The sequence below is a fragment of the Granulicoccus phenolivorans DSM 17626 = NBRC 107789 = JCM 15570 genome (assembly GCF_000423085.1).
Lineage (GTDB): Bacteria > Actinomycetota > Actinomycetes > Propionibacteriales > Propionibacteriaceae > Granulicoccus > Granulicoccus phenolivorans.
Window position 1 is genome coordinate 95,770 of the sequence record NZ_AUHH01000002.1, and the last position, 23,581, is coordinate 119,350.

Here is a 23,581-nt window from a genome sequence, read left to right on the forward strand (position 1 = left end):
ATGAAGCTGATCACCGCGATCATCAAGCCGCACCAGCTCGATCAGGTCAAGGAGGCCCTGGAGGCCTTCGGGATCACCGGGATGACGGTCTCCGAGGCGTCCGGCTACGGCCGGCAGCGCGGCCACAGCGAAGTCTACCGAGGCGCTGAGTACTCCGTCGATTTCGTCCCCAAGGTACGTCTGGAGGTCCTCATCGAGGACACCGACGCGACCGCGGTGATGAACCTGATCGTGAAGCAGGCCCGCACCGGGCGCATCGGGGACGGGAAGGTCTGGTCGATCCCGGTCGACGAGGTCATCCGGGTCCGCACCGGAGAGGCCGGCGCCGAGGCGCTGTGAGGTCTGCCTGCGATGTTCGACACCCCTGCAGTTCGACTTGCCGCCGCCGGCGACCGGGACTTCACCGACCCGGCCGCCGGCCCGGCCGCTCGCGCGGCCGCTGCCCAGCAGACCCTCGCCCGACTCACCGAGCACTGGCGCAGCATCGACGTGCCCAAGCGTGGCGTGGCACTGGCCTGCACCGGGTCGCTGGCCCGCCGGGAACCCGGTCCCCTCTCCGATCTGGACCTGGTGGTACTGCACGACAAGTCGCTCCGCCCTGCCGTGGTGCACGCCATCGCCGAACAACTGTGGTACCCGATCTGGGACTCCGGAGTCGCCCTGGATCACGCGGTCCGCTCGGTCGCCGAATGCCGGGAGGTCGCCAACGCCGACCTCTCGGTGGCCGGGGCCATGCTCGACCTGTCGGCGATCGTCGGCGATGAGGCCCTGGTCGCCCAGGCCGGCAAGGTCCTCGCCGAGGACTGGCGGGCCAACACCCGGCGCCGGCTGCCCGAGGTCGAGGCAGCGGTCGCCGAGCGCCATGAACGCTTCGGTGACATGGCCCAACTGCTCGAACCCGACCTGAAGGAGGCCAAGGGCGGCCTGCGCGACATGTCGGTGCTGCGGACCCTGACCGCCTCCTGGCTCGCCGACCGACCGCACGGGGCCGTCGATGCGGCCTACCAGCAGCTGCTGGACCTGCGCGACGGGCTGCAGATCGAATCCCATCGGCCGCGGAATCTGCTCACCATGGCCGACCAGGACGGACTCGCCGAACGCTTCCACGTCGCCGACGCCGATGAACTGCTGGCCCGCACGGCGCGCATCTCCCGGATCATCGCCAGCGCCCTGGACGACACCCTGCGGCGCGCCCGACAGTCGCAACGGGCCCGCTTCCGCAACGGTCCGCGCCGACCCGACCTGCGCCTGCTGCGCACCGGGCTGTACGCCAACGACGGCGAACTGGTCCTCGGCCGGGGTGCCGAACCCGGTCCCCTGCTCCCGCTGCGGGCCGCCGCGACCGCGGCCGATCAGAATCTGCCGCTGTCGCCGACCACCGCCCGCAAGCTCGGCGAACTGCCCGCACCGCAGCGGCCGTGGACGCCGCGGGCGCGGGCGCTGTTCGTGGACATGTTGGCCGGCACCGGACTCCAGGTCGTCTGGAACGCCCTCGACCTGACCGGGGTGGTGACCGGCTGGATCCCGCAGTGGGAAGCCATCCGGGACCGGCCCCAGCGCAACGCGCTGCATCGGCACACCGTCGATCGGCACAGCATCCAGACCGTCCTGGAGACCCATCGGCTGCTGGACACCGTGGACCGCCCGGACCTGCTGCTGGTCGCCGCCCTGCTGCACGACATCGGCAAGGCCCGGGGGCGCGGCAGCGAGCTCGACCCGGCCGCCGGGGGACACAGCGCGATCGGCGCCGCGCTGACCGCGACCATCGCTCCCGACCTGGGTTTCGACGACGCGGACACCGAGCGTCTCGTGCTGCTCGTGCGCGAACACCTGACCCTGATGGAGTTCGCCACCGGGCGCGACATCGCCGACCCGGCGACCACCGACGAGTTGGCCCGGCGGCTGGGCCGCCGGGAGTCGAATCTCGACCTGCTCGCCGCGCTCACCGAGGCCGACGCCCGGGCTGCCGGCCCCCGGGCGTGGAGCTCCGGCCGGGCCGCCCTGATGCGGGAGTTGGTCGAACGGACGCGGGCCCAATTGCACGGCGCGGGTCACCGGCTCAGCGATGAGGATCACGCGGAGGAAGCCGGGTAGCCGACCCGTACGCCGCGGGTCGTCGGGCCCCCGCAGCAGAGGTGGGCAAGGATGACGCCCATGGAGCTTCGCTATCAGCTCAGCGTCACCTGGCAGGGCAACCGCGGCCCGGGTACCACCGGCCATCGTGCCTACGACCGCGATGTGCTTGTGCAGGCTGCCGGTAAACCGGATCTGCTCGGGTCCGCCGACCCCACCTTTCGCGGCGATGCCAGTCGGTGGAACCCGGAGGAACTGCTGCTGGCCGCGCTGGCGCAGTGTCATCTGCTCTCCTACCTGTACTCGGCGGTCCGTGCGGGGGTGGTGGTCACTGCGTATCGGGACTCTCCCGTCGGGGTCCTGGAGCAGGTCGGCCAGGGTGGCCGGTTCATCTCGGCGGTGCTGCGGCCGGAGGTGGTCGTGGCCGCGGCCAACCAGGTGGATACCGCGCTGCGCCTGCACACCGAGGCGGGGCAGAACTGTTTCATCGCGGCGTCGGTCAACTTCCCGATCACCCATCAGCCGACGGTCTCTGTCGCCACCGGGTGAACCGGTCCCGCGGGGCCCCATGCGACTCGTGCGACTCGTGCGACTCGTGCGACAGGCAGTTCGCGGGGCAGCCCGTGCGGCTCGCGGGGCGGGATGCGGGTCACGGGGCAGCGTGCGAGTCGCGGGGCAGCGTGGGCTCGCGGGACAGGATCCGGTACCCGTGGGACGCCTGTTCGCGGGGCTGGATGCGGTTTGCGGGGGCCGGATCCGGTTCGCGGTCCCTGCAGGGCCCGCGGCTGGGAACAGGCACCGCGACCCCTCACTCGCCCCCGCAAACCGGCGTCGGATCCGGTACCGGGACAGGTTGGCCGACCCGGCGTACGCCCGCGACGACACCGTTCGACCAGGCCCTTCCCGCGACGGCACCGTTCGGCCAGGCCCTTCCCGCGACGCCACCGTTCGAACAGGCCCTTCCCGCGACGGCATCATCCCGCAACGCCTTCCTGCGACGGGAGAAGTCCCTTGGCGACGACAACAGGTTCCGGACAGGTGTTGCAGCAGATGCGGGAAACAGGTCGACTCGCGGGACAACCGGAGCCGTCGCGGGGACGCACCCCGGCTCAGGTTCCTGTAGCGGAAAGGCCCCCGGCTCAGTTTCCCGTCGCAGGCTGCACCCCGGCCCAGGTTCCTGTAGCGGATGGGCCCGGCTCCCCCGACGCACTTCCCCTCCCTCATCTCCGCGAGCCACCGGTACGCCGGGTCGCAGCTACCACCGCGGCGCCGCACACCTCGATCCCCACCCCGCGCAGGGCCCGCGCCGCCTCGGCCAGACTCGCCCCGGTGGTGGTCACGTCGTCGACGATCACCGCCGGCACCCCGGCCGGCCAGCGCCCGCTCGCCCGCAGCGCTCCGGCCAGGTTCCGTTGCCGCTCCCGTGCCGACAGACCGGCCTGATCGGCGACCCGGCGCTGCTGGCGCAGGACCGCGCGCACCCCGACCTGCCGCCCCTGGCGCCGCAGCAGCCGAGCACACCCGCGGGCCAGGTCGCCGGTGGCATCGAGCCCGCGCCGGCGTACCGCCTGCGGCGCCGACGGCATCGGCACCAGCAGAACCGGCCCGGCCCGATCCGTCAGCAACGCCGCCACCGCCCGGCTCAACGCCGCAGCCAACGGGCCACGCGCGGTCAGCACCTGCTCCTCCTTGTACGCCGCGACCAGCCGCGCGCAGACCCCGGCATAGTCGGCAGCGGCGAAGGTCGGCGGAAAGCCGGACGGGCTGGGATCGGGGACCACCGACCGGGGCCGTTGCCCGGACAGGGCGGCGCGGCACTCGGGACACACACCCCAGCGCGGCACCGCACAGCCGGCACAGCGGCTGCCCAGCAGCAGATCGGTCGCGGCACCGATCAGTCCGGGGGCGCGGTCGCCCGGGTCAGAACCGGTGGCTGTCGTGGTTGGCGCAGTTGTGGTGGCTGGCATGGCCGGAGTATGGCCGTCCGAGCCCGACCCGACCCGGGTGGCGAACCCGGCTGTGGACCGCGCTCCGACCCGATCCAGCTGTGGACAACGTGCCGATCAGCCGCCGGGATAGCCCACTGCGGTGATGTCGGTCGCGAGCGCCTGCCAGCGATAGTCCCCGTCGTAGCGCCAGGCCCCGGTACGGCCCACGATCGAGGCCCGCCCGCCGAACCGATCGGGTTGACTCGCCACCGCGACGGCCTGCCAGTTGTCCGGTTGCCCGATCTCGGCCGATTCCGATCCCGATTGGTTCACCCGATAGGGCTTCACCGGGCCGTCGCCGATGGCCGCCAGGACGATCAGGTTGCTGGCATCCAGCCAGCCGACGTCGACGAACCGGACCGTGCCGCCGGCGGCGGCGTTCAGAGTCAGGGGCCGGAACTCCTCCAGCACCGGAACGGTGGCACTGCGATTGACCCGGACCATGCCCAGCACGCTCTGCCCATTGATCTCCAGCACCACCGCCATCCGGACGCTGCCCGGGGACAGCCGGAAGGCCGTGATCCGGCCCGGCAACTGCGCCTGCACGGGAGTGACCCCGTTCGGATGGACCAGTTGGATCCCGTCATCGGAGACCGTCCACAACTCCTGCTCGGTGCTGCGTCCGAACTGGGGGCGGAGCATCCGGGCACCGTGGACGATCCGCGTGGGCGGCTGGTCGGGGTCGCCGATCAGCACGTCGTCGGTGTTGGTCACCACCGCGATCTGGTCCCCCTGCAGATTCACCGCGAGGGCGGTGAGCCCCTGCCGGGTCCCCAGCGGGCCGTTCACCGGAACCCGATCGGTGTCGCGGGCGGTTCGGTTCAGCCGCACCAGACCCGAGCCGACCAGGCCGAAGGTCTGATCCGACTTCTGCCAGGGAATCGGGTCCAACCAGGGCATTCCCGGCACCGGGAGGACGCCCTGGGCATTCTGTTCCCGCACCGCGTACGGGGCCCCGTTCACGGTGATCCGCACCCCGTTCACGCCGGGCACCTGGGACAGCGTCCAGATGATCTGGCCGGCCATCCGGGAGCGTTGGTCCTCCCCCAGGCCGCTGATCTGCTCACTGAGGGACACCTCCACGACCTGATCGGCGCTGACCGGGGCCGCGTTCACGCTGAGCCGGGTCTGCGGCGGAATTGCCGAGACCGCCCCCGGGCCCAGCCATTGACTCGGGCCCCGCAGCAGCGCCTGGATCAGGGTGGTGGCGCCCTGATTGCCGTGCGGCAGGTAGATCGGATCGGGCACCAGCGTGGTGTAGGAGGGATCGTAGAAGTAGATGGTGACCTGTTGGTAGAACTGGCTGAACAGGTACTGCGAGATGAGCAGGCCCTTGGGTGGATTGGAGATCCGCCATTCGCCGTTCGCGTCGGTGGTGACCCGGAAGTCGTGCCGGATCTGGTCACCGGTCTGCTGGTAGGACAGGTCGCTGCCGACCCGACCCACCGAGGGGGCGCTGAGCATCACCGATTCCGGGGTCGCGGTCACCGAGTACCCGTCGGCGTACACCTGCACCCCGTCCTCGGGACGCCAGGAATCGCGCACCTCGGGCATCAGATACTGCCGGGCCACCTGATAGCCGGACTGGTAGTTCGCCATCGCCTGCAGGAAGCCCTCGACCACCTCGCGCGGGGATGCCCCCGGCGAGGGCGGATCCGGGGCGATCTCGACCGAGACGCCGGTGTTGTCCGGCTGCACCGCGACCTCCTCCACCGGCCCGGTCCGCGGAATCGTGGCACACCCGCTGAGCACCAGCACCAGGGCGAGCAGCAGGGCTCCGATCCCCCGGGCGCGTCGGCGGGACTGGTCGGGCCTCATGCTTCGGCTCCGTTCGCCGGCAGCGCCACCGCGGCACCGGGCTGCTCGTCGTTGGGGCACGGCACCTCCTCGGTCAGGTCCCGCGGGACCACCGGCAGCGGCGACATCTCCAGCACCGACCCCGCCGTGCGCGGCAGCGTGAGCCGGAACTGCGCCCCCTGGTTCGGCCGGCCCCAGGCATTGAGCCAGCCGCCGTGCAGCCGGGCATCCTCCATCGCGATGGACAGGCCCAGGCCGGTGCCGCCCACGGTCCGGTTGCGGGCCGGATCGGCGCGCCAGAAGCGCAGAAAGACCTGCTTGACCTGGGCGGCCTCGAAGCCGACGCCGTGGTCGCGGACCGCCACGGCCACCGCCTTCTCGTCGGCGGCCAGGATCACGTCGATGGGCTTTCCCTCGCCGTGCTCGATCGCGTTCGACAACAGATTGCGGATGATCCGGGTGACCCGGCGTACGTCCATCTCCGCGGTGCAGTCATCCTCGCCGTGCAGCCGCAACTCGACGCCGTTGCGCTCGGCGAACGGTCCCTGGGCCGCCATCTCCCGGCGCACCACGGTCCGCAGATCGGCCGGTTCCAACGACAACTGGGCCGCCCCGGCATCGAAGCGGGAGATCTCCAGCAGGTCGTTGAGCAGGGCCTCGAACCGTTCCAGTTCGTCGTGCATCAACTCCGCCGACCGGCGCTCGGTGGGCCCGAACTCCTCCCGGGAGTCGTAGAGCATCTCCGACGCCATCCGGACCGTGGTCAGCGGCGTACGCAACTCGTGGGACACGTCGGAGACGAACCGGTGCTGCACCCGGGAGAGTTCCTCCAACTGGGTGATCTGATTGCCCAACTCCGCACCCATGTTGTTCATCGACTCGACCAGGCTGGCCAGATCGTCCTCCCCGCGGACCGGCATCCGGTTGTCCCACTCGCCCGAGGCGATCGCCTCCGCCTGTTGTTTGGCCCGTTTGATCGGAACCACGATCTGTCGGGAGACGATCGCGGAGATCAGGCCCAGCAGCACGATCAGGAACAGCCCGGTGATCAGGGTCGCCCGGTTCATCACTTCCAGCGTCGCCTGCTCCTGCGTCAACGGGAACAGCAGGTACATCGGATACCGGGCCGATCCGGCCGCCGCCAGGCTCGCCCCGATCGCCAGGCCCGCCTCGGGCTCGCGCCCGTCGCTGTAGCGGATCTCGGTCGGCGTGATGTACAGCGTCGTGCCGGTGGCCCGGCTGACCCGATCCCGCAGGGAACTCGGCACCGACTCCGGCAGGATTCCACCGGAGCGGATATCGGCGACCTGGCCCTGGATGATCACCTGGTAGCCGCCCAGATTGCCCCGGTTGGCCACCTCGAAGGTCAGCTGGGTGAGCAGATCGTTGGTACTGGAGGTCGTGTCGGCGGCGTGCAGCCGGCGCTGGGCCAGATCGAGCGCGACCGAGGCCTCGGCCAGGGCGGACTGTCGTTTCCCGTCGAGAATTCCGGTGCTGGCCTGTTGCAGCAGGAACACCCCGCTGAGCAGCATCACCAGCGCCGAGCCCAGCACGGTGCTGCCGACCACCCGCAGGGTCAGCGAACGACGCCACAACCGCAGCGGGGCGGTGACCAGATCCTTGAGCGTCCTAGGCAATATCCCCGGCCTTGTAGCCGATGCCGCGGACGGTCACCACGATCCGCGGATGCTCCGGGTCCTCCTCGATCTTGGACCGCAGGCGCTGCACATGGACATTGACCAGCCGGGTGTCGGCCGCATGCCGGTAGCCCCAGACCTCCTGCAGCAGCTTCTCCCGGCTGAAGACCTGCTTCGGCTGCTTGGCCAGGGCCAGCAGCAGATCGAACTCGAGCGGAGTGAGCGAGATCTGCTGGCTGCCGCGGCGTACCGAATGCCCGGAGACCGAGATCTCCAGGTCCCCGATCCGCAGCACATCCTGATCCTCCTCGACCGGCAGCCGGCGCAGCCGGGTACGGATCCGGGCGACGAGTTCCTTCGGCTTGAACGGCTTGGCCACGTAGTCGTCGGCGCCGGCCTCCAGCCCGGCCACCACGTCACTGGTGTCCGACTTCGCGGTGAGCATGACGATCGGTACGCCGGACTCGGCCCGGATCTCCCGACAGATCTGGACGCCGTCCTTGCCCGGGAGCATCAGGTCCAGCAGGACCAGATCCGGCCGGGTCCGGTGGAAGGCATCGACGGCTTCATCCCCGTGACCGCACCAGTCGGTCGCGTAGCCCTCCTGCTGCAACACCAACTGCAGCATCTCGGCCAAACTTGAATCGTCATCGACAACCAGGACCCGCGGTTGCTTGCCTTCGGACACCCTCACACCTCTCCGGACGAACTTCGCGCAGTCTAACCCGGATCCCGGGTCGCACCGTGGTGCCGCGGGTCTCGGGGCGGGTCAATCCTTGATCGTGCCGATCGACGGGGCGGAGTAGGTCGTACCGGGGGCCGTGGGCGGCGGGGTGGCCGCGGGCGGGGTCGTGGTGGCGGGGTTCTGCGGCGCGGTCAGGGTCGGGTTCATCCCGCCCGGCATCGCGGCGCTGGGCTCCATGTCGGAGATGTCGGCGATCGTGGGCCAGGCGCCGCCGTGACTGCGGAACGGCGTGTCCTGCTCCAGTGCGTCGGTGGCCTGCCCCTGGGCGTCCTCGATGGTGCCACCCCACTCGGCCACGCTCTGGGACAGGTCCTGCTGCAGATAGCGCAGGGCGTACTTCACCGAGGTCAGCGCGGTCCGCATCCGGGGACCGATGTCCTCCCGGCCGGCGGCGCAGTTCTGGATGTCCAGCTCGATCTTGTCGAAGGTCTGGATCACCGCCAGATACAGCGACTCCAGCCCGTTCCCGCCGGTGGCCAGGATGCTGTTCACCTGGCCCACCAGCGTGACGATCTGCCCGATCGCCTCCCCCTGGGGCTGGATCCCCTTGCTGTACGCCTCGGCCCCCGGCCCCGACCACAGCGTGGGGACCTGCATCTGGCTGACATGATCGTGCAGCGGCTGGAGTTCGACGGAGTTGATCGTGCCCCAGTCCTCGGCGGCGTCGCCAAGGGTCTGCGGGGCCCGGGCGCGATCGTCGTCGAGGTACTCCGTGCTCGCCCAGGTCTTCAGCCCCGGCCCGGAGATCGTCAGTTGGTCCCGGCCCACATCGGCGGTGCCGTAGCTGCCGAGGAAGAGGTCGCGGACGCCGTCGCCGAACCCGCCACCGTCCAGCGACTGGGTGCCGATCTGGATCGCGGCGGCCGGATTGGTCTCCCACTTGGCGTACATCAGCACCTTGAGGTTCTCCAGGTACGCCTGGTAGCCCGCCACATGCTGGTCGGTGTCGACACCGCCCATCATCGCGAACCAGGGCTCGTCGGCGATCACCACCGGCACCTCGACGGTGTGCCCGAAGTCACCACTGATCTGGTCGGACACCCCGTCCCAGAATCCCTCCTGATCCTTCTTCCAGCTCGAGTTGGTGAAGTCGGACAGGTCGAGGTTGTAGGCATTCTGCAACGCGGTGGTGACGTTGCCGATCGCGGTGGTGAGCTGGGTGTGCAGGTCGCGCGCCATCGTGCGGTTCTCCTTCCGGCCGTCTCAGGCCTGAATGCCGGGGCCGGTTCCCGTGGCCATCGCGGTGTTGTCGGATTCGGTGTCGGCGTACTTGGCGGCGGTCTTGCGCAGTCGGTCGGCGATGCTGCGGAACTCGGTCTCCCCCTGGCCGACCCAGGTGCTGATCCGGGTCTGGAGGTTGCTGTAGCCGTCGTGGATGCCGGCGGCCTTACCGAACTGGGTCCGGGTCAGCCTCAGCCCCGCCAGGTCGCTGCCGGCCTGCCGGTACGCGTCGGCCAACTCGTCCCAGCGGCGGGCATCCTCCCGCAGCGCCCCCACGCTGACTTTGGCGTCGATCTGGCCGGTCCCACCGGGCATGCCCCCGGGCCCGGTGCCGGTAGGCATCGAGGGTGCGCCGCCGGGCGACGGCAGCGCCGGTCCGCTGCCGTTCAGGTTCGGATTCGAGCCGTTGAGGTTCGGATCCGTCCCGTTGAGGTTCGGGTTCGTCCCGTTCAGGTTCGGGTTCGAGCCGTTGAGGTTCGGGTTCGAGCCGTTGAGGTTCGGATTCGAGCCGTTCAGGTTCGGATTCGACCCGCTCGCGTACGGGTCAGCGCCGTGCAGGCCCGGGTTCGAACCGGGGAGGTTCGGCGCACCGGGGCCGCTGGCGGAGCTGGCCGACCAGTCCGGTCGGCCGCCGTTCGGTCCGGACGGCCCCCGGCCGGCGTACCCCGAACCGGACAGGCCCTCGAGTCCGGCGCCACCCGGGCCGAGCCCGGAGCCGGGACCGTCGCCCACTCCGGCGGCCGAGGTGCCCGGCCCTCCGACCGAGCCTGGTCGCAGACCGTTCCCGAATCCGCTGCCCGGTCCGGCTCCGGCGGCACCCGGCCCGCTCCCGAGGCCGGCCCCGCTGGGGCTGGTGCCCAGTGCGGTCCCGGGACCACCGCCGGCGGTGCCCACGGCCCCGACACCCGATCCGTTGATCGCGCCGGGCGCCACCCGACCGGCCCCCAGCCCACCGGCGGAGGCCGCCCCGGCGCCGCCGTTGCCACTGCCCATGCCGCCCATCATCGGCGGCATCATCATCGGGCTGCCGCCGCCCTTGTTGTTCTTCGAGCCGGCGGCCCCGTTCGGGTCGATCATCGCCTCGTAGATGTCGAGGTCCTCGTCCAGGTCGTAGAACCGGTCGCTGATGGAGGTGAATCCCGCGCGCGTGGCGTTGAAGGTGTCGGGGCCCGGGGTGGGGCTGTCGGGGCTCATGCCTGCTCCTTGTCCTGCCTGGGGCGGTGCCCGCCGGTCGGCGGGTCCTACCTGTCGGTCGCGATCTCACCCGGTGGACCGAGGACCACCGCGAGTGTCTGCCGATGCAGGTCACCGAGTTCGGCGGCCAGTTGGTCGCGTTCCCCCGGGATCACCCGCGGCGGCTGCCACCCGGCGTACGCCCGGGCCAGCGCCTCCTCGATCGAGGAGACCAGCCGTTGGGCCTGGACGCCGCGTGCCCACTCCGGATCAATGCTGACCTGTGCGGGCCGCATCCGGGCGTTCAGAGAAACCGAAACCTTCCGGTTCGAGCTCTGGCCGCGAGCCGGCTCATGCTCGATCCGGGTGGCGACGACATCGGTACGCCGGTTCAGTGCCTGCGCGGCCTCCCGGATCTCCCCGGTCCGCTCGGCCAGCTCGGCCACGGTCTCGGGACGGATCGGGTGGGCCAGCAGGTCGGCCAGATCGCGCCGGGCGGTGGGGGCCCCGGGCGACGCGAACGACCCGCCCGCACCGGCGGCGAAGGCCAGCGTCGCGGTGGCCTGCCGACAGGCGTACGCCACCCGCGCCCCGATCGGTGGCAACGCGGCGTCGCGCCAGGCCCCCCGGACGCGGACCCGGACCACCCGCAGGTCGGCATCGGTCCAGACCACGACCGTCCCGGTCGGATCGCTGGTGCCGCCCTCGGCGGACACCTCCGGCTCGCCCGCGCCGGCGCCGTCGTCCGACTCGACGGAGCCGGCCCCGATTCGGGCGGGCCGGCCGAACGGCTCGTCGCCGGGGTCCTCGGCGGCGAGTTCGCTCCAGTAGTCGCTCATCGCACTGCTCCCCTCAACGGCGGCAGTTTTGCAGCGCTCCGGTTCAGTTCTGTTCCGGCGTCGGCGTCCAGGTCGCGTAGTGGGCAGCCGGCGGCGCCAGCCGGTGCAGCACCCGACGCCACAGGTCGAGCGGATGCTCCCCGAACACATCGGCATATTCCCCGTCGACGACGAACCAGTCCCCGCGGGCGATCTCGGACTCCAACTGCCCCGGCGCCCAGCCGGCATACCCGGCGAAGATCCGGATGTCGTCGAAGGCGCCCTCGACCAGTCCGGTCGGCGTGTCCAGGTGCAGCAGTCCGATCGGCCCGACCACGCGGTTCCAGCCGGGCGGGGCCTCGGCGGCGGTCGTCCCGGCCAGACAGATCGCCCCATCGGTGGACACTGGGCCGCCGTTGAAAACCCGATTCGGCTGCGAGACCAGATCCGCCCACTCCGGCAGCACCTCGACCAGGGTGTACTCGGCGTACTTGTTCAGGATCACCCCGGCGGTCCCGGCCGGATCGTGTTCGAGGAGCCAGACCACGCTGCGGTCGAAGATTCCGTCGGCGATGGAGGTGGCGGCCACCAGCAGGCGGCCCGCAGCGGGGGTCAGGTGTCCCGTTTGCCGCTCCACGCCGTCCTCCTTCCGCCGGCGGGGGTCAGCCGCCTAGGCTTGGCGTACCCGCCCAGTCTTGCACCTGTGGAGCATCGTCCGACGCCACAACACTTGTCTTTGAACATTCAACCATTTACCCTCTTTGTTGAACCGTCAACATGTGACTGATGGAGGACTCTCGATGACCACCCAACCTGTGCTGTTCCTCAGCCACGGCGCCCCGCCGTTGGCCGACGATGCCCTGTGGACCCGGCAACTGGCGGATTGGTCGGCCACGCTGCCGAAACCGACGAACATTCTGATGATCTCGGCCCACTGGGAGGCCCGCCCGCTGACCGTCTCCCCCAGCCAGCACAAGGTTCCGCTGACCTACGACTTCTGGGGCTTCCCGGACAAGTACTACACCGTGACCTACGACGCGCCCCTGGCTCCGGAGCTGGCTGCCTCCGTCGACGCGCTGGTCGCCGAGGCGGGCCACGGCGTACGCCGGGACGAGGAGCGCGGGCTGGACCACGGGGCGTACGTCCCGCTGGTGGAGATGTACCCCGACGCCGACGTGCCGGTACTGCAACTGTCGATGCCGACGCTGGATCCCCGGACGCTGTTCGAGCTCGGCAAGAAGCTGAGTGCGCTGCGCGATGAGGGCACGCTGATCATCGGATCGGGGTTCACCACGCACAACCTGCGGATGGCCCCGATGTGGGACTTCACCGCGCCGGCGCCGACCTGGTCGGCCGAGTTCGACCAGTGGGCCGCGGAGGCGATGGCCGCCCAGGATCTCGATGCCCTGCTCAACTTCGACACCGTGGCGCCCGCGGCGAAGCTGGCCCACCCGCGGACCGAGCACTGGGCCCCGCTGTACGTGGCCCTGGGTGCGGCCGCCGGGAAGGACTCCCTGGCGAACACCTCGGTGATCGACGGCTTCTGGGTCGGCCTGAGCAAGCGGTCCTGGCAGTTCGCCTGAGCCCGGCCCCGGGCCCGCGGACCGCCGGGCGGGCTCGGGGTAGACTCAGCAGATGGCGGACGTCGATTCCGAGGTCGACCAGCCGGTGCCGCCCGGTCGGGTGCTGGACACCCTGCGGGAGCACGTGCTCGTCGATGGGCTCCCCCTGGTGCTGGATCTCGAGCGGTCCCGCGGCACCTGCCTGGTGGACCAGGTCACCGGCACCCGGTACCTGGACATGTTCACCTTCTACGCCTCGAACGCCCTGGGGATGAATCATCCGGGCCTGTCCGAGCCGGAGTTCACCGCCGACCTGCTGGCCGCCGCCCGCACCAAGCCGAGCAATCCCGATGTCGCCACCGTGGCGTACGCCCGGTTCGTGGCGACCTTCGAACGGGTGGTGGGTGACCCCGCGCTCCCCCACTACTTCTTCATCGAGGGCGGTGCCCTGGCGGTGGAGAACGCGCTCAAGGTGGCCTTCGACTGGAAATCCCGCTGGAACCAGGCGCACGGCATCCCCCCCGACCTGGGGACCCGGGTGCTGCACCTGACCGATGCCTTCCACGGGCGCTCCGGGTACACCCTGTCGCTGACCAACACCGACCCGATCAAGGTGGCGCGCTTCCCGAAGTTCGACTGGCCCCGGATCCCCGCCCCCTATCTGGCCGAGGGCCGCGACGTCGCGGCGCTGGAACGCGACACGCTCGACCGGGCCCGGGCGGCGTTCGCGGCCCACCCGCACGACATCGCCTGCTTCCTGATGGAACCGATCCAGGGCGAGGGTGGCGACCATCATTTCCGGCCCCGGTTCCTCTCCGCGATGCGGGACCTGTGTCACGCCCACGATGCTCTGTTCGTGCTGGACGAGGTGCAGACCGGCGGCGGCAGCACCGGTACGCCCTGGGCGTACCAGCAACTGGGCGTGACGCCGGACGTGGTGGCCTTCGGCAAGAAGCTACAGGTGTGCGGGGTGATGGCCGGCGGGCGGGTGGACGAGGTCGCCGACAACGTCTTTCGGGTCGGCTCCCGGATCAACTCCACCTGGGGCGGCAACCTCACCGACATGGTCCGGGCCCGCCGCATCCTCGAAGTGATCGAGGCCGAGGACCTGTTCGCCAACGCCGCCGCCCGTGGCGCGGAACTGCTCACCGGGCTGCGGCGACTGCGGGAGCGGCACCGGCTGGTGGACAATCCGCGCGGACGCGGGCTGCTGGCCGCGGTGTCCCTGCCCGACGGCGCCACCCGGGACGCCCTGATCCGGCGGCTGTACGAGTCCGAGCGTGTCATCGTGCTGGGGTGTGGGCGGCGCACGCTGCGGCTGCGCCCGCCGCTGACGGTCGGCAGCGACGACATCGCCGCCGCGGTGGACGCCCTGGACCGGGCGCTGAGCTGGCTGGAAGCGAGGCAATGATGAAGACGCAGGCCGATCTGATTGCCCGGGCCCGGGGCGCGCTGGCGGCCCTGGGGGTGTCCCCGGATCGGTTCACCCCGCCCGGTGCCGGCACGCTGGACGCCCGGTCACCGCTGACCGGCGCCGCGCTGTTCGGCGTACGCGGGCACCCTCGCGAACAGGTGGAGGCGGAGATCGCGCAGGCGCAGGAGGCCTTCCGACAGTGGCGGATGACGCCGGCCCCGGTTCGCGGCCGGCTGGTGAAACGTCTGGGCGAACTGATCGCCGAACACAAGCAGCACCTGGCCGACCTGATCACCATCGAGGTCGGCAAGATCACCTCCGAGGCGCTCGGGGAGGTGCAGGAGATGAGCGACGTCTGCGATCTCGCCGTTGGGCTCTCTCGGCAGTTGTTCGGCCGCACCATGCCCTCGGAGCGGGTGGGGCACCGGCTGCAGGAGGTGTGGCACCCGCTCGGGGTGGTGGGGGTGATCTCGGCGTTCAACTTCCCGGTGGCGGTGTGGTCCTGGAACACCGCGATCGCGCTGGTGTGCGGGGACGCCGTGGTGTGGAAGCCCTCGGAGCTGACGCCGCTGTGCGCGCTGGGCTGTACTGCCCTGCTGGAGCGGGCCGTGGTCGAGACCGGGGCGCCGGCCGGGGTGCATCGGGTCCTGCTCGGCGGCCCCGAGGTCGGCGAGCAACTGGTCGACTCGCCGATGGTGCCGCTGATCAGCGCGACCGGGTCCACCCGGATGGGCCGGCGCGTCGGCCCCCGGGTCGCCGCCCGGCTGGGCCGCTCGCTGCTGGAACTCGGCGGGAACAATGCGGTGGTCCTCACCCCGTCGGCCGATCTGGGGCAGGCGATCGACGCGATCGTCTTCGCCGCCGCCGGAACCGCAGGCCAGCGGTGCACGTCGCTGCGCCGGCTGATCGTGCACGAATCGATCGTCGAGGAGGTGGTGGCCCGGGTGTCCGCGGCGTTCGACCGGCTGCCGGCCGGCGACCCGTTCGACCGGGCAACCCTGCTGGGCCCACTGATCCACGAGCGGGCGCACACCGCCATGCAGGCGGCGCTGAGCGCAGCCCGGGCGCAGGGTGGGCAGGTGCTCTGCGGCGGCGACCGGATCGAGACCGGGATGCCCGGGGTGTGGGTACGCCCCGCGCTGGTCCGGGTCCCCGAGCAGACCGGGATCGTGCTCGAGGAGACGTTCGCCCCGATCCTCTATGTCCTCAGCTATCGCGACTTCGAGCAGGCGCTGGCGCTGCACAATGGGGTCACTCAGGGCCTGTCGGCCGGGATTTTCACCCGCGATCTGGCCGAGGCAGAACGCTTCCTCGGCCCCGACGGCGCCGATACCGGGATCGCGAATGTCAATGTGGCGACCTCCGGGGCGGAGATCGGCGGCGCCTTCGGTGGTGAGAAGGACACCGGCGGGGGTCGGGAGGCCGGCTCGGACGCCTGGCGGGCGTACCTGCGGCGCTCGACGGCGACCATCAACCACTCCGGTGCGGTGCAGTTGGCCCAGGGGGTGCACTTCTCCGGGTGAGGGCCCAAAACCTGAGGCGCGCAGAAAACGTAAAGGCCTTGCCTAGCAGCGGGCTAGGAACACTCCCATCCAGTTCGACCCGTGGCGCCGGGTGACTGACACTTCTCCCGTGAGAGCCAGCCCGTACAGCGGACGGCCGTCGGTAGCGCCAGGCCGGTTCAGCACGTAGTAGGGGTGCCGTGTGGGCTGCGAACTGGGCGTCCCGTCCGGTCGACGCCGTGAATCGTGGCGATCGGCCGCCGAAGAGCGTTGATCGAGGTGACGATCGCGGCCATGGCACCATCCTGAAAGTGGGGGGAGGCAGTCTCACCTCGACCACCGCCCCGACCACGTCAGCTTCCCAGAATGGAGCGAGCGACCTGGTTCGCTCCTGAGATCGGGTTGGTGGCGCTGATGTTCGCGGGCAGGCTGATCCGGAACGTGACCGACTGCGTCTCGACATGGTGGTGGGTGGCGACGTCGTCGCGTCGGAGCACCTCGATCGCAGGATCGGTCATGTCGTACCCCCTGAAGAACGCAACCGTCAAGTTGAACGTGAACGGGGCGTCGTGCCGCATTGAGGCGTGGTCGTAGCCGAACCCGGACTCGGACCCGTAGCGCCCCACGCGAGTGAGGAACTCTGGGACCTGGCTAACATTGCCCGTGGCGTCGAGCCTGTCAACGATTCGCTGCACCAAGGTCGGGATCGAGATTGTGTTCACCCCGGCATCAGCGCGCTGGAGCCCGACGCTGACCAGTAGGAGGCGATCCTCGGTCAAGGTGCCGTTTTCGCCCTCTGAGGGCTCGATCTGGTGGACGCCCTGGACCATGTGGCTCGACGTAGAGCGCATGGTGGTCTTCAGTTCGACGCCAGTCCCGTCCCAGTGGAAGTCGCGTGCTGAGCGGCGCCAGCCATCCCAACACTGGACGACCGGCCCGACCTGACTGGTATCTGCCTGGCTACACAGGGAATTGAGCAGCAGGAGTTCTCCCGCGAGCCCCACCAACGCCGACTCGGAGAGGATGAGTCGCTCGATAGCGAGTTCTACGATCGGTTCGGTAACGCGGAACGCCTCCTCAAGGTCCTGGTCAGCGCCGTTGCGCAGCAGTTCAGTGCAGATGAATGCGGCGACCGGGTCGAAGTGCCCCAGGGCTGGCATCAACAAGCGGTTCGCCAGGAGCGGGCCACCGGCCTTGCGGTGCCACGTGTGATACTCCAGCGACTCACGGACCGTGGCGGAGGCAGCTTCCAACTCCACACCGGCGAGAAATACTTCAAGGCGACCAGCATGGTCTCGGGCGACGCCGACCACCTCGGCGAGTGTCGTCCACTTGATGTCGCGGACCCCGCCTGCAACTGAACTGGGAACTATAGCGATGTCTTTGAGGATGTCCTCGTAACTCGGCACTTGTTCGCCTTCCTCATATCCTCACGGCGCCGGCCCGGGTTGCAGCGAACTGCTCCGGGCCGCCGGCTGGCAGGGAGACACCTACGGCGACAGCCGGGTGGACCTGGCCAGGCCTCTGGTTCACGTAGAATAGGATCAGTCCATCGGAGCCGATGGGACGCCATCCGGAGTCGCCGGCCCGGGTGGGCACTGTTGCGCCGCGGTGGTAGTAGTCGAAGAACTCGTCGCCACGGTACTGGCCCGGACCTGCACTGGGGTCATTGGAGCCCCAGGCAGTGGTGATTTCACCAGCCTCCACACTCTTGGTGGTGGCCAGGACAGTGAACGGAAGTCCGGACAGAACTCCAGTACTCACCGCTGCCCCGCCGCCGTACCGAATGCCAATCCAGAAACGGGGCTGGTCCTGCTGCTTCAGAGCGAGGTCCGACATGGACCACAAGTCAGCCGGACGACCGGTCACGAAGAGGCCACGAACGGGCCTGGTAAGACAGGCATCCCAAAGGCGGAGGTACGCCGCGATCGAGTAAGGGCAGACCGGGCGAACATCGGACGGAGTGCTTGGAGGGAGGGGCGCGCGATAGAGGCCAGGCGAAGCCAACGGCTGGATCGCAGCCAACCTCGCCTCCACTTGTGCCCACTGCTCTGCGAGCTGGTGGTCGCGGCCAGGCCTGTAGCCTGCGAAGTCGAGCGAGTCGAGGAGTTGGGCTGCCTCGACGAGGTTCAACGGGGTGCTACGAATGCGCCCTCGGGTGTGGCCGACGACGAGGTCAGACGACGGCTGCTGGTGGAAGAGTTCGGCCAGCTTCTGCACGTTCGGGTCGGGCTGAGCACCGTTGTTGATCAGCCGAACGAACGGCCGGGATCCGGGGCTCAGTGGCCGCTGACCGAGGTTGGCAATCTTGCCAGTGGCCAGGAAGCTCATGCCTTGGAGCACCACCGGGTCGGGGGCGTCCCCAACCATCTTCTCGGTGATGGCGACACGGACGGCCTCGTCCATGTCATGGTAGGCACGGAAGAGGTCGAGTTGGTCGGGATCGGCGAAGACCCGGCACAGTTCGATGTAGGCACCTCGGTAGCCGAACCAGCGCTGCATCTGCATCTGGGTGTCGGCGAGAGGGTTGGCCGAGGACCTCTGGAACAATGCAGTGGTCATGCCCTCCAATGTCAGGCCACGCGCCATGACGTTGCCGGATACGAAGATCGTCGACAGGTCTCGGGCGGGACGCCACTTACCAGTCTCTGGGTCCAGGGTCGGCTTATAGAGCGGGCGGTCGTCGGCTGCAGGGTCGCTGTTGACGACCGAAACTCGGGTGCCGGGGATGACCTCATCGACAAGCAGTGCCTCGATCGTCGCCCAGTCGGGGAATGGCGTCGGGTTCAACAGGTTGAACTCGGTCTCGATCTCCCGCGCCGAGTGACGATAGTGATCCAACCACAGTGCCCACTTTCCGGGGTCAGCGATCAGCGACGCGATCAACGAGTCCGGGAGCCGCGCGTCACCAGTCTCCAGCATGGCTCGGGCTGTCGACCGGTCAGGAACCCCGGCCCAGAGTAGGACATCCTCGGCTCCCTGGAAGTGGTCGGTGATCGTTGCCGACGGGTGGAAGAGCATTGAGTGCGGGGGGGCGACGCCGCTCACCGCTTCCTGCTCACTGTCGAAGGAGAGACCTGCCGCAGCGCACGGTCCGGATTTTCCTGACCGGTGCAGCCGGATAGCGCCGGCTACGAGGAACGCGCGCACGGCTTCAGCAAGGTCTTGATCCTGAATGCCTGTGATCGGCTGGCAGAGCGCGGCTTGAGCTCCCCTGCGGTAGAACACCTCGCCCCCGGTGTAGAAGGCGTGGGAGCCCGCTGGCTCGGGGTATGTCGAGGAGCGCGGCGCATCGAGGTCGCCGGGGTTGGTCGGATCGACCGGGTGGCCCACGTCGAGAGGCGTGCGCAGGGAAATGATGAAGTCGCGCGGAGCGAGCGGGTTATGGTCTTCCTGCAGCAGGTTCGCCTGCGGCGTGGCGGTGTAGCCGATGTAGGTCGTGAACAGGTTGGACGGCGCAGGCTGCGGAGGGTCCCATAAGTTAGCAATAGCACGCGGGACCTGCTTCAGGTTACCGAAGACCGGGTGCTGGCCAGCCTCGACGCGGGCGTCAAGGATCGAGCCATCGTCAGCCTCATCGTCGAGCACCAGCATGTGCACGGGGCGGTCGAGTTCGTTCATCGCGTCAAACACGCTAGTCTTGAGTGCCCGTCCGAGGGTGTGGAGGTGGTCGGTGTGCTTCATCGCCACGACGATGATTGGATTGTTATCCTCAAACCGGCGTCGGACCGCTGCGGACGCCATCTGGTAGGTGCTGGCCAGAGGCAAAGGCTCCTCGGCCAGGACCACGTCAGGGGTCGGGACTAGCAGTCGTCGAGAAACCTTCTGGGCATTGAACTCGCCCCCGTCCAGTTGGGTCGCTAAGCGCTCGAAGGTCTGACGCCACAGCGACAGCCGGGTCCCGGCGAGGACAACCAGGACATCGACACCTGCGTCGAGGGCCAAGGCGCTTACGCCGAGCATCGACGCGGTCTTGCCCGACTGAACCGACCCCATCACCAAGCCGGTGCGCACGCGGCTGATCGGCCAGGTGTGCTCGTCGGGCTCCCCATCCCCCAATATGCCTCGTTGGAGTATGTACCTGGAGTCTGCTTCGAGCGCTGCCCGCGCAGTCGGAGAGAGCCACATCAGGGCCTTCGAGTATCGCGCCCACCAGCCCTCCACCAGCCGCTCAGAAGGTGGCGGATCGAAGTAGACGCGTTCGGTTCCGGGAGTTGCCTGCATGATCTTTCCGTTAGTCGTTGGAACCGGGAGGGATGATCATGGACCGGAGCGACTCAAACCCCGAGGAACCGAACTGGCTCCGAACAGCGGCCGAGGCCACGGCGGGGTCGATCCCGAGGAAGCCGACGAGTTCGGTGGCGATGCGGGCGATGTAGTCCCACTGCGTCTTAGTTTGGGTTTTCGCGATGCGCTTCCATTGGGTCTTGCTCGCGTTGAAGATCGCGTCCGCGTTCGCCTCGATCCGATCCTCAATGTCTGCCGGGGACGCCGCCATGGCGAACGACAGGCCGACCAAGGACCCGACCAACTGCAGTTCCTGCCACTTAACGCCCCTATCACCATCCTTGAACGCCGGAGCCCAGAGTTCGTCATGACGCATGTGCATCTCGACGACGTCTGAGATCCACTTGAACAGCGTCGCCAAGGTCGAGTTGTGCCGGAGCGGATGGTTCGGGTCTTTGTCCGCGCCACCGACCTCTTCCAGAAGTTGGTCGATGTGTTTGGCGGTGGATGTCAACGGCTTTCCTTTGGTGTCACGCAGGAGCACCGCCAGGATCCACGAGAGCACTTTTGTACGCTTGTAACGCAAGTCGCCGAACCCGTAGTCCTTCAAGGTCTTGCCGAGCTTTTCGAGGCCTGCGACGCCCACGAGCGCCCCGTTCGCGATCTGGTCGGCCCGAGTCCCGGGGGCGGCGTCACCGGCCGCGAACAGCGTCGCAGGCATCAAGGTCACCTCGTGGTACACCGCATTGCGGATCTCCTCCGCATTCAGATGTACGCCCTGCTTGTTGTAAAGCTTGAACACCTCGTGGATCTGACGCTGGGTGGCTTCGAGATACTCGATCACAGGGATCTGGTAGTCGGGGGCGCCTTCGAACAGTTCCTCGACGTCGATCACTTGACCCGACACCCTGATCCGCTTATCGCGGATTTGGGTGTAGTACTTCCCTTGGAGCGATTCGAGGTACTCCCCGGCCAGCCCGCCCTCGGCGTTGTTGCGCAGCTTGAACGGGAAATAGTACTCGTCTTCGAGCTTGGTGGTGAGCGTCTCCTTCTCAAGGACCTTCCACGCTCGCTTGAAGGCCGGGTAATCCCGGGTGAACAGGGTGGACAGATGCTTGTCCTTGTGGCGGTTGTCTGCTTCCTTGACCTTCTCCAACGCGCGTGGATGCATCCCCACGAAGCGAAGGATCGCTGTGAGGCGCTGCTTCCCGTCGACAACCTCGTGCGTCGTCGCGCCCTCGGTGCGCAGCAGGATCAGAGACGGCAGTGGGATGCCTCGTAAGATCGACTCGATGAGCGCCTGCCGGTCACCGGTTCGCCACACGTCCCCTCGTTGGTAGGAGGGCGTCAGGTTCAGCTTCTTCTTGGTGAGTTGAAGTATGTACCACACAGCAGCCTTGGCCGACACGGGCTTCAGGCTGTCGGTCTCGGCGACCGCGTCCTCCTCCTCCGCCCAGGCCTCGGACCAAGAGTTGGTCGCGTCAGCCCGGCTGAGTCCGGTGGTGTCGATGTCCTCGACGAACTTCTGCTGGAGGCGCACCGCCGTCTCAACCCGGTGGTGGAGCTTCTCAACTGACCGGGGCGAGAGCTGTTTTGTGCCGCTGCCGACCTCGAAAGCATCGGCCGTCTCAACCCCGAGCTCGTCGGCCAGAGCTTCGATGAAGTCGCCGTAGGACTCGGAGGGCAGATCCCCGTCGAACGCAAGCCAGCCCTGCACGTCGCTGAGACGGTGAGTCCACCCGTCGGTGGTGAAGTCCACGTCATCACGACTGAACATGGAAGCGGTCACGGAGACCCCCTCTGGGACATGTGGTGACTCCGATAGCGTCATGAGCCCATCCCCGATGCTCTCCCACATCTGGGACCTGGTGTCTTCCTCGAAGTCGAGGTCTTCGATGTCGAGATTCATGTGATGGCTCCAAGCGGTTCACGGGTCGGGTTGATCTTCGACGTACGGAAGGTTGTCACCGGTCCGGGGAGGCCCGTCAACAAGGGTTTGGCGATCGCTTCCACAACCCTGGCGTTGACGGCGTTGCCGAGGGCCTTGTAGGCGTCAAGGTCACTCCCAGGCAGTTCGATGTCGCCGAGGCTCTGGAGTTCGGCACACTCACGCGGAGTCATGTACCGGCGCAGGCCGGCGAGCTTGGCCCCCAAGATTGGCACCTGAGTCTGGGTGAACGCGATAAGGCTGGGCGCCGTCGTCGGACGTTTGATGCGTAGCCCCGAGGCGCGCACCTGAAGCACGAAGTTGTCAATGTCGCGCACCTCGCCCTGCGCATTCCACTCCATCTTCTGGAAGCTCGACGGGAAGGTCCACGGCTGCCACTCGTTCAGCCACGGGGTAATCCAAGAGGCGTTGTCCCGGAAGAACTCGCGGTTCTGTCGGATGAAGGTCTGCTTCCAGCGCGGGAACTGGAAGTCCCCTTCGCGACGTGCGTGGCTCGGGATCAACTCGTATTGCTCGGGGATCCTCAGGCCGTCAAGAGCGAAGCCGAAGCTGCCCTTGAAGCGCATCCCGCTCAGCCCGTACCTGCTACGGCGTGCCCAAACACCCGGGGGCGTCTCCTCCTCATATGGGTACGTGGCATCGAACTCCATAGACCAGATCGGGAACGACGGCATCTTCAGCGACGCGGGGGAGCGCTTGAGAAAGTCACCCCACATGTCGATGGCCTTGAGAGTCAACTCCGGGATGGGACGAGTAGTCGGCACGTCCCGGCGCACCACCGACGTGATGTCCGTGCCCTCCTTGTGCTTCTTGGGCCAGGTGAAGGTGTCGAGGCCGTCCAGGGAGCCCACGAAGTAGGCGCGGTCACGCACCTGGGGGATGCCAAACTCATGTGGCGAGAAATGTCTGATGTCCACGTCATAGCCGAGCGCACGCAACTCGGCGACAATCGTTTCGACGGTTCGTCCACCGTCGTGCTTGAGGATGTTGGGAACGTTCTCCAGTATCAATCGACCAGGCCGTTTCACCTTGAGGATCTGGAGGACCTTGAAGAACAGATTCCCCTGGGTAGTGTCGGCGAAGCCCAACTGGTCTCCGGCCTTGGAGAACGGTTGACACGGAAATCCGGCAGCAAGGACCGCGTGGTCGGGCACCTCCCGGCGGATGTCGTCGTCGGTCTCGAGCCCGTTGATGTCAGTCCAAGCGGGCAGTCCGTAGTTCGCCGTGTAGAGCTTGTTCAGCGTGGGTTCCCACTCTGCAGCGAAGACAGCTTCGCCTCCCAGATTCTCCAACGCCACGTGAAATCCGCCGAGCCCCGCGAAGAGGTCGACGAAACCGAAGGTCGGTGACTTCATCCCCACACCCTCGCCCCCTAGTCCATCCGCACTCCCTGCTGCGCACTCAGCAGGCCGAGCGATCCATTCTCGCCTTGATCCTCAGTCTGCCAACTCCCACTGACAATATTGAACGCAACAT

The 23,581-nt window shown here is 68.4% G+C and carries 18 protein-coding genes; 6 read left to right on the forward strand and 12 right to left on the reverse strand.

Annotated features, from left to right (window positions below):
• The 3 genes from G531_RS0101795 to G531_RS0101805 are packed head-to-tail and all read left to right on the forward strand — an operon-like array spanning position 1 to position 2,622.
• On the forward strand, positions 1–339 hold the full coding sequence (locus G531_RS0101795; RefSeq protein WP_026925940.1) for a P-II family nitrogen regulator: 339 nt from the start codon (positions 1–3) through the stop codon (positions 337–339).
• Between the two features lie 12 nt (positions 340–351).
• Positions 352–2,094: a [protein-PII] uridylyltransferase family protein gene (locus G531_RS19745; protein WP_051214906.1), complete on the forward strand. Its 1,743-nt coding sequence runs from the start codon at positions 352–354 to the stop codon at positions 2,092–2,094.
• Positions 2,095–2,154: 60 nt separating this feature from the next.
• Positions 2,155–2,622, forward strand: a complete 468-nt coding sequence (locus tag G531_RS0101805) for an OsmC family protein (RefSeq protein ID WP_145978561.1) — start codon at positions 2,155–2,157, stop codon at positions 2,620–2,622.
• A gap of 671 nt (positions 2,623–3,293) precedes the next feature.
• Here G531_RS0101805 and G531_RS19750 read toward each other — a convergent pair.
• From G531_RS19750 to G531_RS0101845, 8 genes are all read right to left on the reverse strand, one after another.
• The gene (locus tag G531_RS19750; protein WP_081683734.1) at positions 3,294–4,040 is read right to left on the reverse strand and encodes a ComF family protein; all 747 of its coding nucleotides are present in this window, start codon (positions 4,038–4,040) and stop codon (positions 3,294–3,296) included.
• 96 nt (positions 4,041–4,136) lie between these two features.
• Positions 4,137–5,879 (reverse strand): LpqB family beta-propeller domain-containing protein, encoded by a 1,743-nt coding sequence (locus tag G531_RS0101815; protein WP_026925942.1) that lies wholly within the window; start codon positions 5,877–5,879, stop codon positions 4,137–4,139.
• Positions 5,876–7,495, reverse strand: a complete 1,620-nt coding sequence (mtrB, locus tag G531_RS19755; RefSeq protein WP_081683735.1) for an MtrAB system histidine kinase MtrB — start codon at positions 7,493–7,495, stop codon at positions 5,876–5,878. The genes G531_RS0101815 and mtrB overlap by 4 nt, the downstream gene beginning before the upstream one ends.
• Entirely contained in the window at positions 7,488–8,123 is a 636-nt protein-coding gene (gene mtrA, locus G531_RS0101825) for an MtrAB system response regulator MtrA (RefSeq protein ID WP_051214936.1), read from the reverse strand. Before mtrA ends, mtrB begins: the two co-directional genes overlap by 8 nt.
• A gap of 141 nt (positions 8,124–8,264) precedes the next feature.
• The gene (locus G531_RS0101830; RefSeq protein WP_026925944.1) at positions 8,265–9,419 is read right to left on the reverse strand and encodes a hypothetical protein; all 1,155 of its coding nucleotides are present in this window, start codon (positions 9,417–9,419) and stop codon (positions 8,265–8,267) included.
• 24 nt (positions 9,420–9,443) lie between these two features.
• Positions 9,444–10,655 carry a WXG100 family type VII secretion target gene (locus G531_RS25560; protein WP_026925945.1) on the reverse strand — a complete coding sequence of 404 codons (1,212 nt, stop codon included), beginning with the start codon at positions 10,653–10,655 and terminating at the stop codon, positions 9,444–9,446.
• A gap of 47 nt (positions 10,656–10,702) precedes the next feature.
• Positions 10,703–11,473, reverse strand: a complete 771-nt coding sequence (locus G531_RS19760) for a hypothetical protein (protein WP_026925946.1) — start codon at positions 11,471–11,473, stop codon at positions 10,703–10,705.
• Positions 11,474–11,516: 43 nt separating this feature from the next.
• Entirely contained in the window at positions 11,517–12,089 is a 573-nt protein-coding gene (locus G531_RS0101845; protein WP_051214907.1) for a YqgE/AlgH family protein, read from the reverse strand.
• A gap of 163 nt (positions 12,090–12,252) precedes the next feature.
• Between G531_RS0101845 and G531_RS0101850 the strand changes: the two genes are divergently transcribed.
• Genes G531_RS0101850 through amaB form a run of 3 tightly spaced genes read left to right on the forward strand, consistent with a single transcriptional unit; the run spans position 12,253 to position 15,951 of the window.
• Entirely contained in the window at positions 12,253–13,035 is a 783-nt protein-coding gene (locus G531_RS0101850; RefSeq protein ID WP_026925948.1) for a dioxygenase family protein, read from the forward strand.
• A gap of 52 nt (positions 13,036–13,087) precedes the next feature.
• The gene (gene lat, locus G531_RS0101855; RefSeq protein ID WP_035756826.1) at positions 13,088–14,425 is read left to right on the forward strand and encodes an L-lysine 6-transaminase; all 1,338 of its coding nucleotides are present in this window, start codon (positions 13,088–13,090) and stop codon (positions 14,423–14,425) included.
• Complete coding sequence (gene amaB, locus G531_RS0101860; RefSeq protein ID WP_026925950.1) at positions 14,422–15,951, forward strand: L-piperidine-6-carboxylate dehydrogenase; 1,530 nt, start codon at positions 14,422–14,424, stop codon at positions 15,949–15,951. The genes lat and amaB overlap by 4 nt, the downstream gene beginning before the upstream one ends.
• 332 nt (positions 15,952–16,283) lie before the next feature.
• Here the strand turns inward: amaB and G531_RS0101865 are convergent, their stop codons facing one another.
• From G531_RS0101865 to G531_RS19770, 4 genes are read right to left on the reverse strand one after another with little or no spacing between them, the layout of a single operon-like run.
• On the reverse strand, positions 16,284–17,339 hold the full coding sequence (locus G531_RS0101865; RefSeq protein ID WP_026925951.1) for a PD-(D/E)XK motif protein: 1,056 nt from the start codon (positions 17,337–17,339) through the stop codon (positions 16,284–16,286).
• A 13-nt stretch (positions 17,340–17,352) separates the two neighbouring features.
• On the reverse strand, positions 17,353–20,154 hold the full coding sequence (locus G531_RS0101870) for a Z1 domain-containing protein (protein WP_026925952.1): 2,802 nt from the start codon (positions 20,152–20,154) through the stop codon (positions 17,353–17,355).
• A 10-nt stretch (positions 20,155–20,164) separates the two neighbouring features.
• Complete coding sequence (locus G531_RS0101875) at positions 20,165–22,066, reverse strand: GmrSD restriction endonuclease domain-containing protein (RefSeq protein ID WP_026925953.1); 1,902 nt, start codon at positions 22,064–22,066, stop codon at positions 20,165–20,167.
• Positions 22,063–23,460 carry a DNA cytosine methyltransferase gene (locus tag G531_RS19770; RefSeq protein ID WP_081683738.1) on the reverse strand — a complete coding sequence of 466 codons (1,398 nt, stop codon included), beginning with the start codon at positions 23,458–23,460 and terminating at the stop codon, positions 22,063–22,065. The genes G531_RS0101875 and G531_RS19770 overlap by 4 nt, the downstream gene beginning before the upstream one ends.
• Between the last annotated feature and the right edge of the window lie 121 nt (positions 23,461–23,581).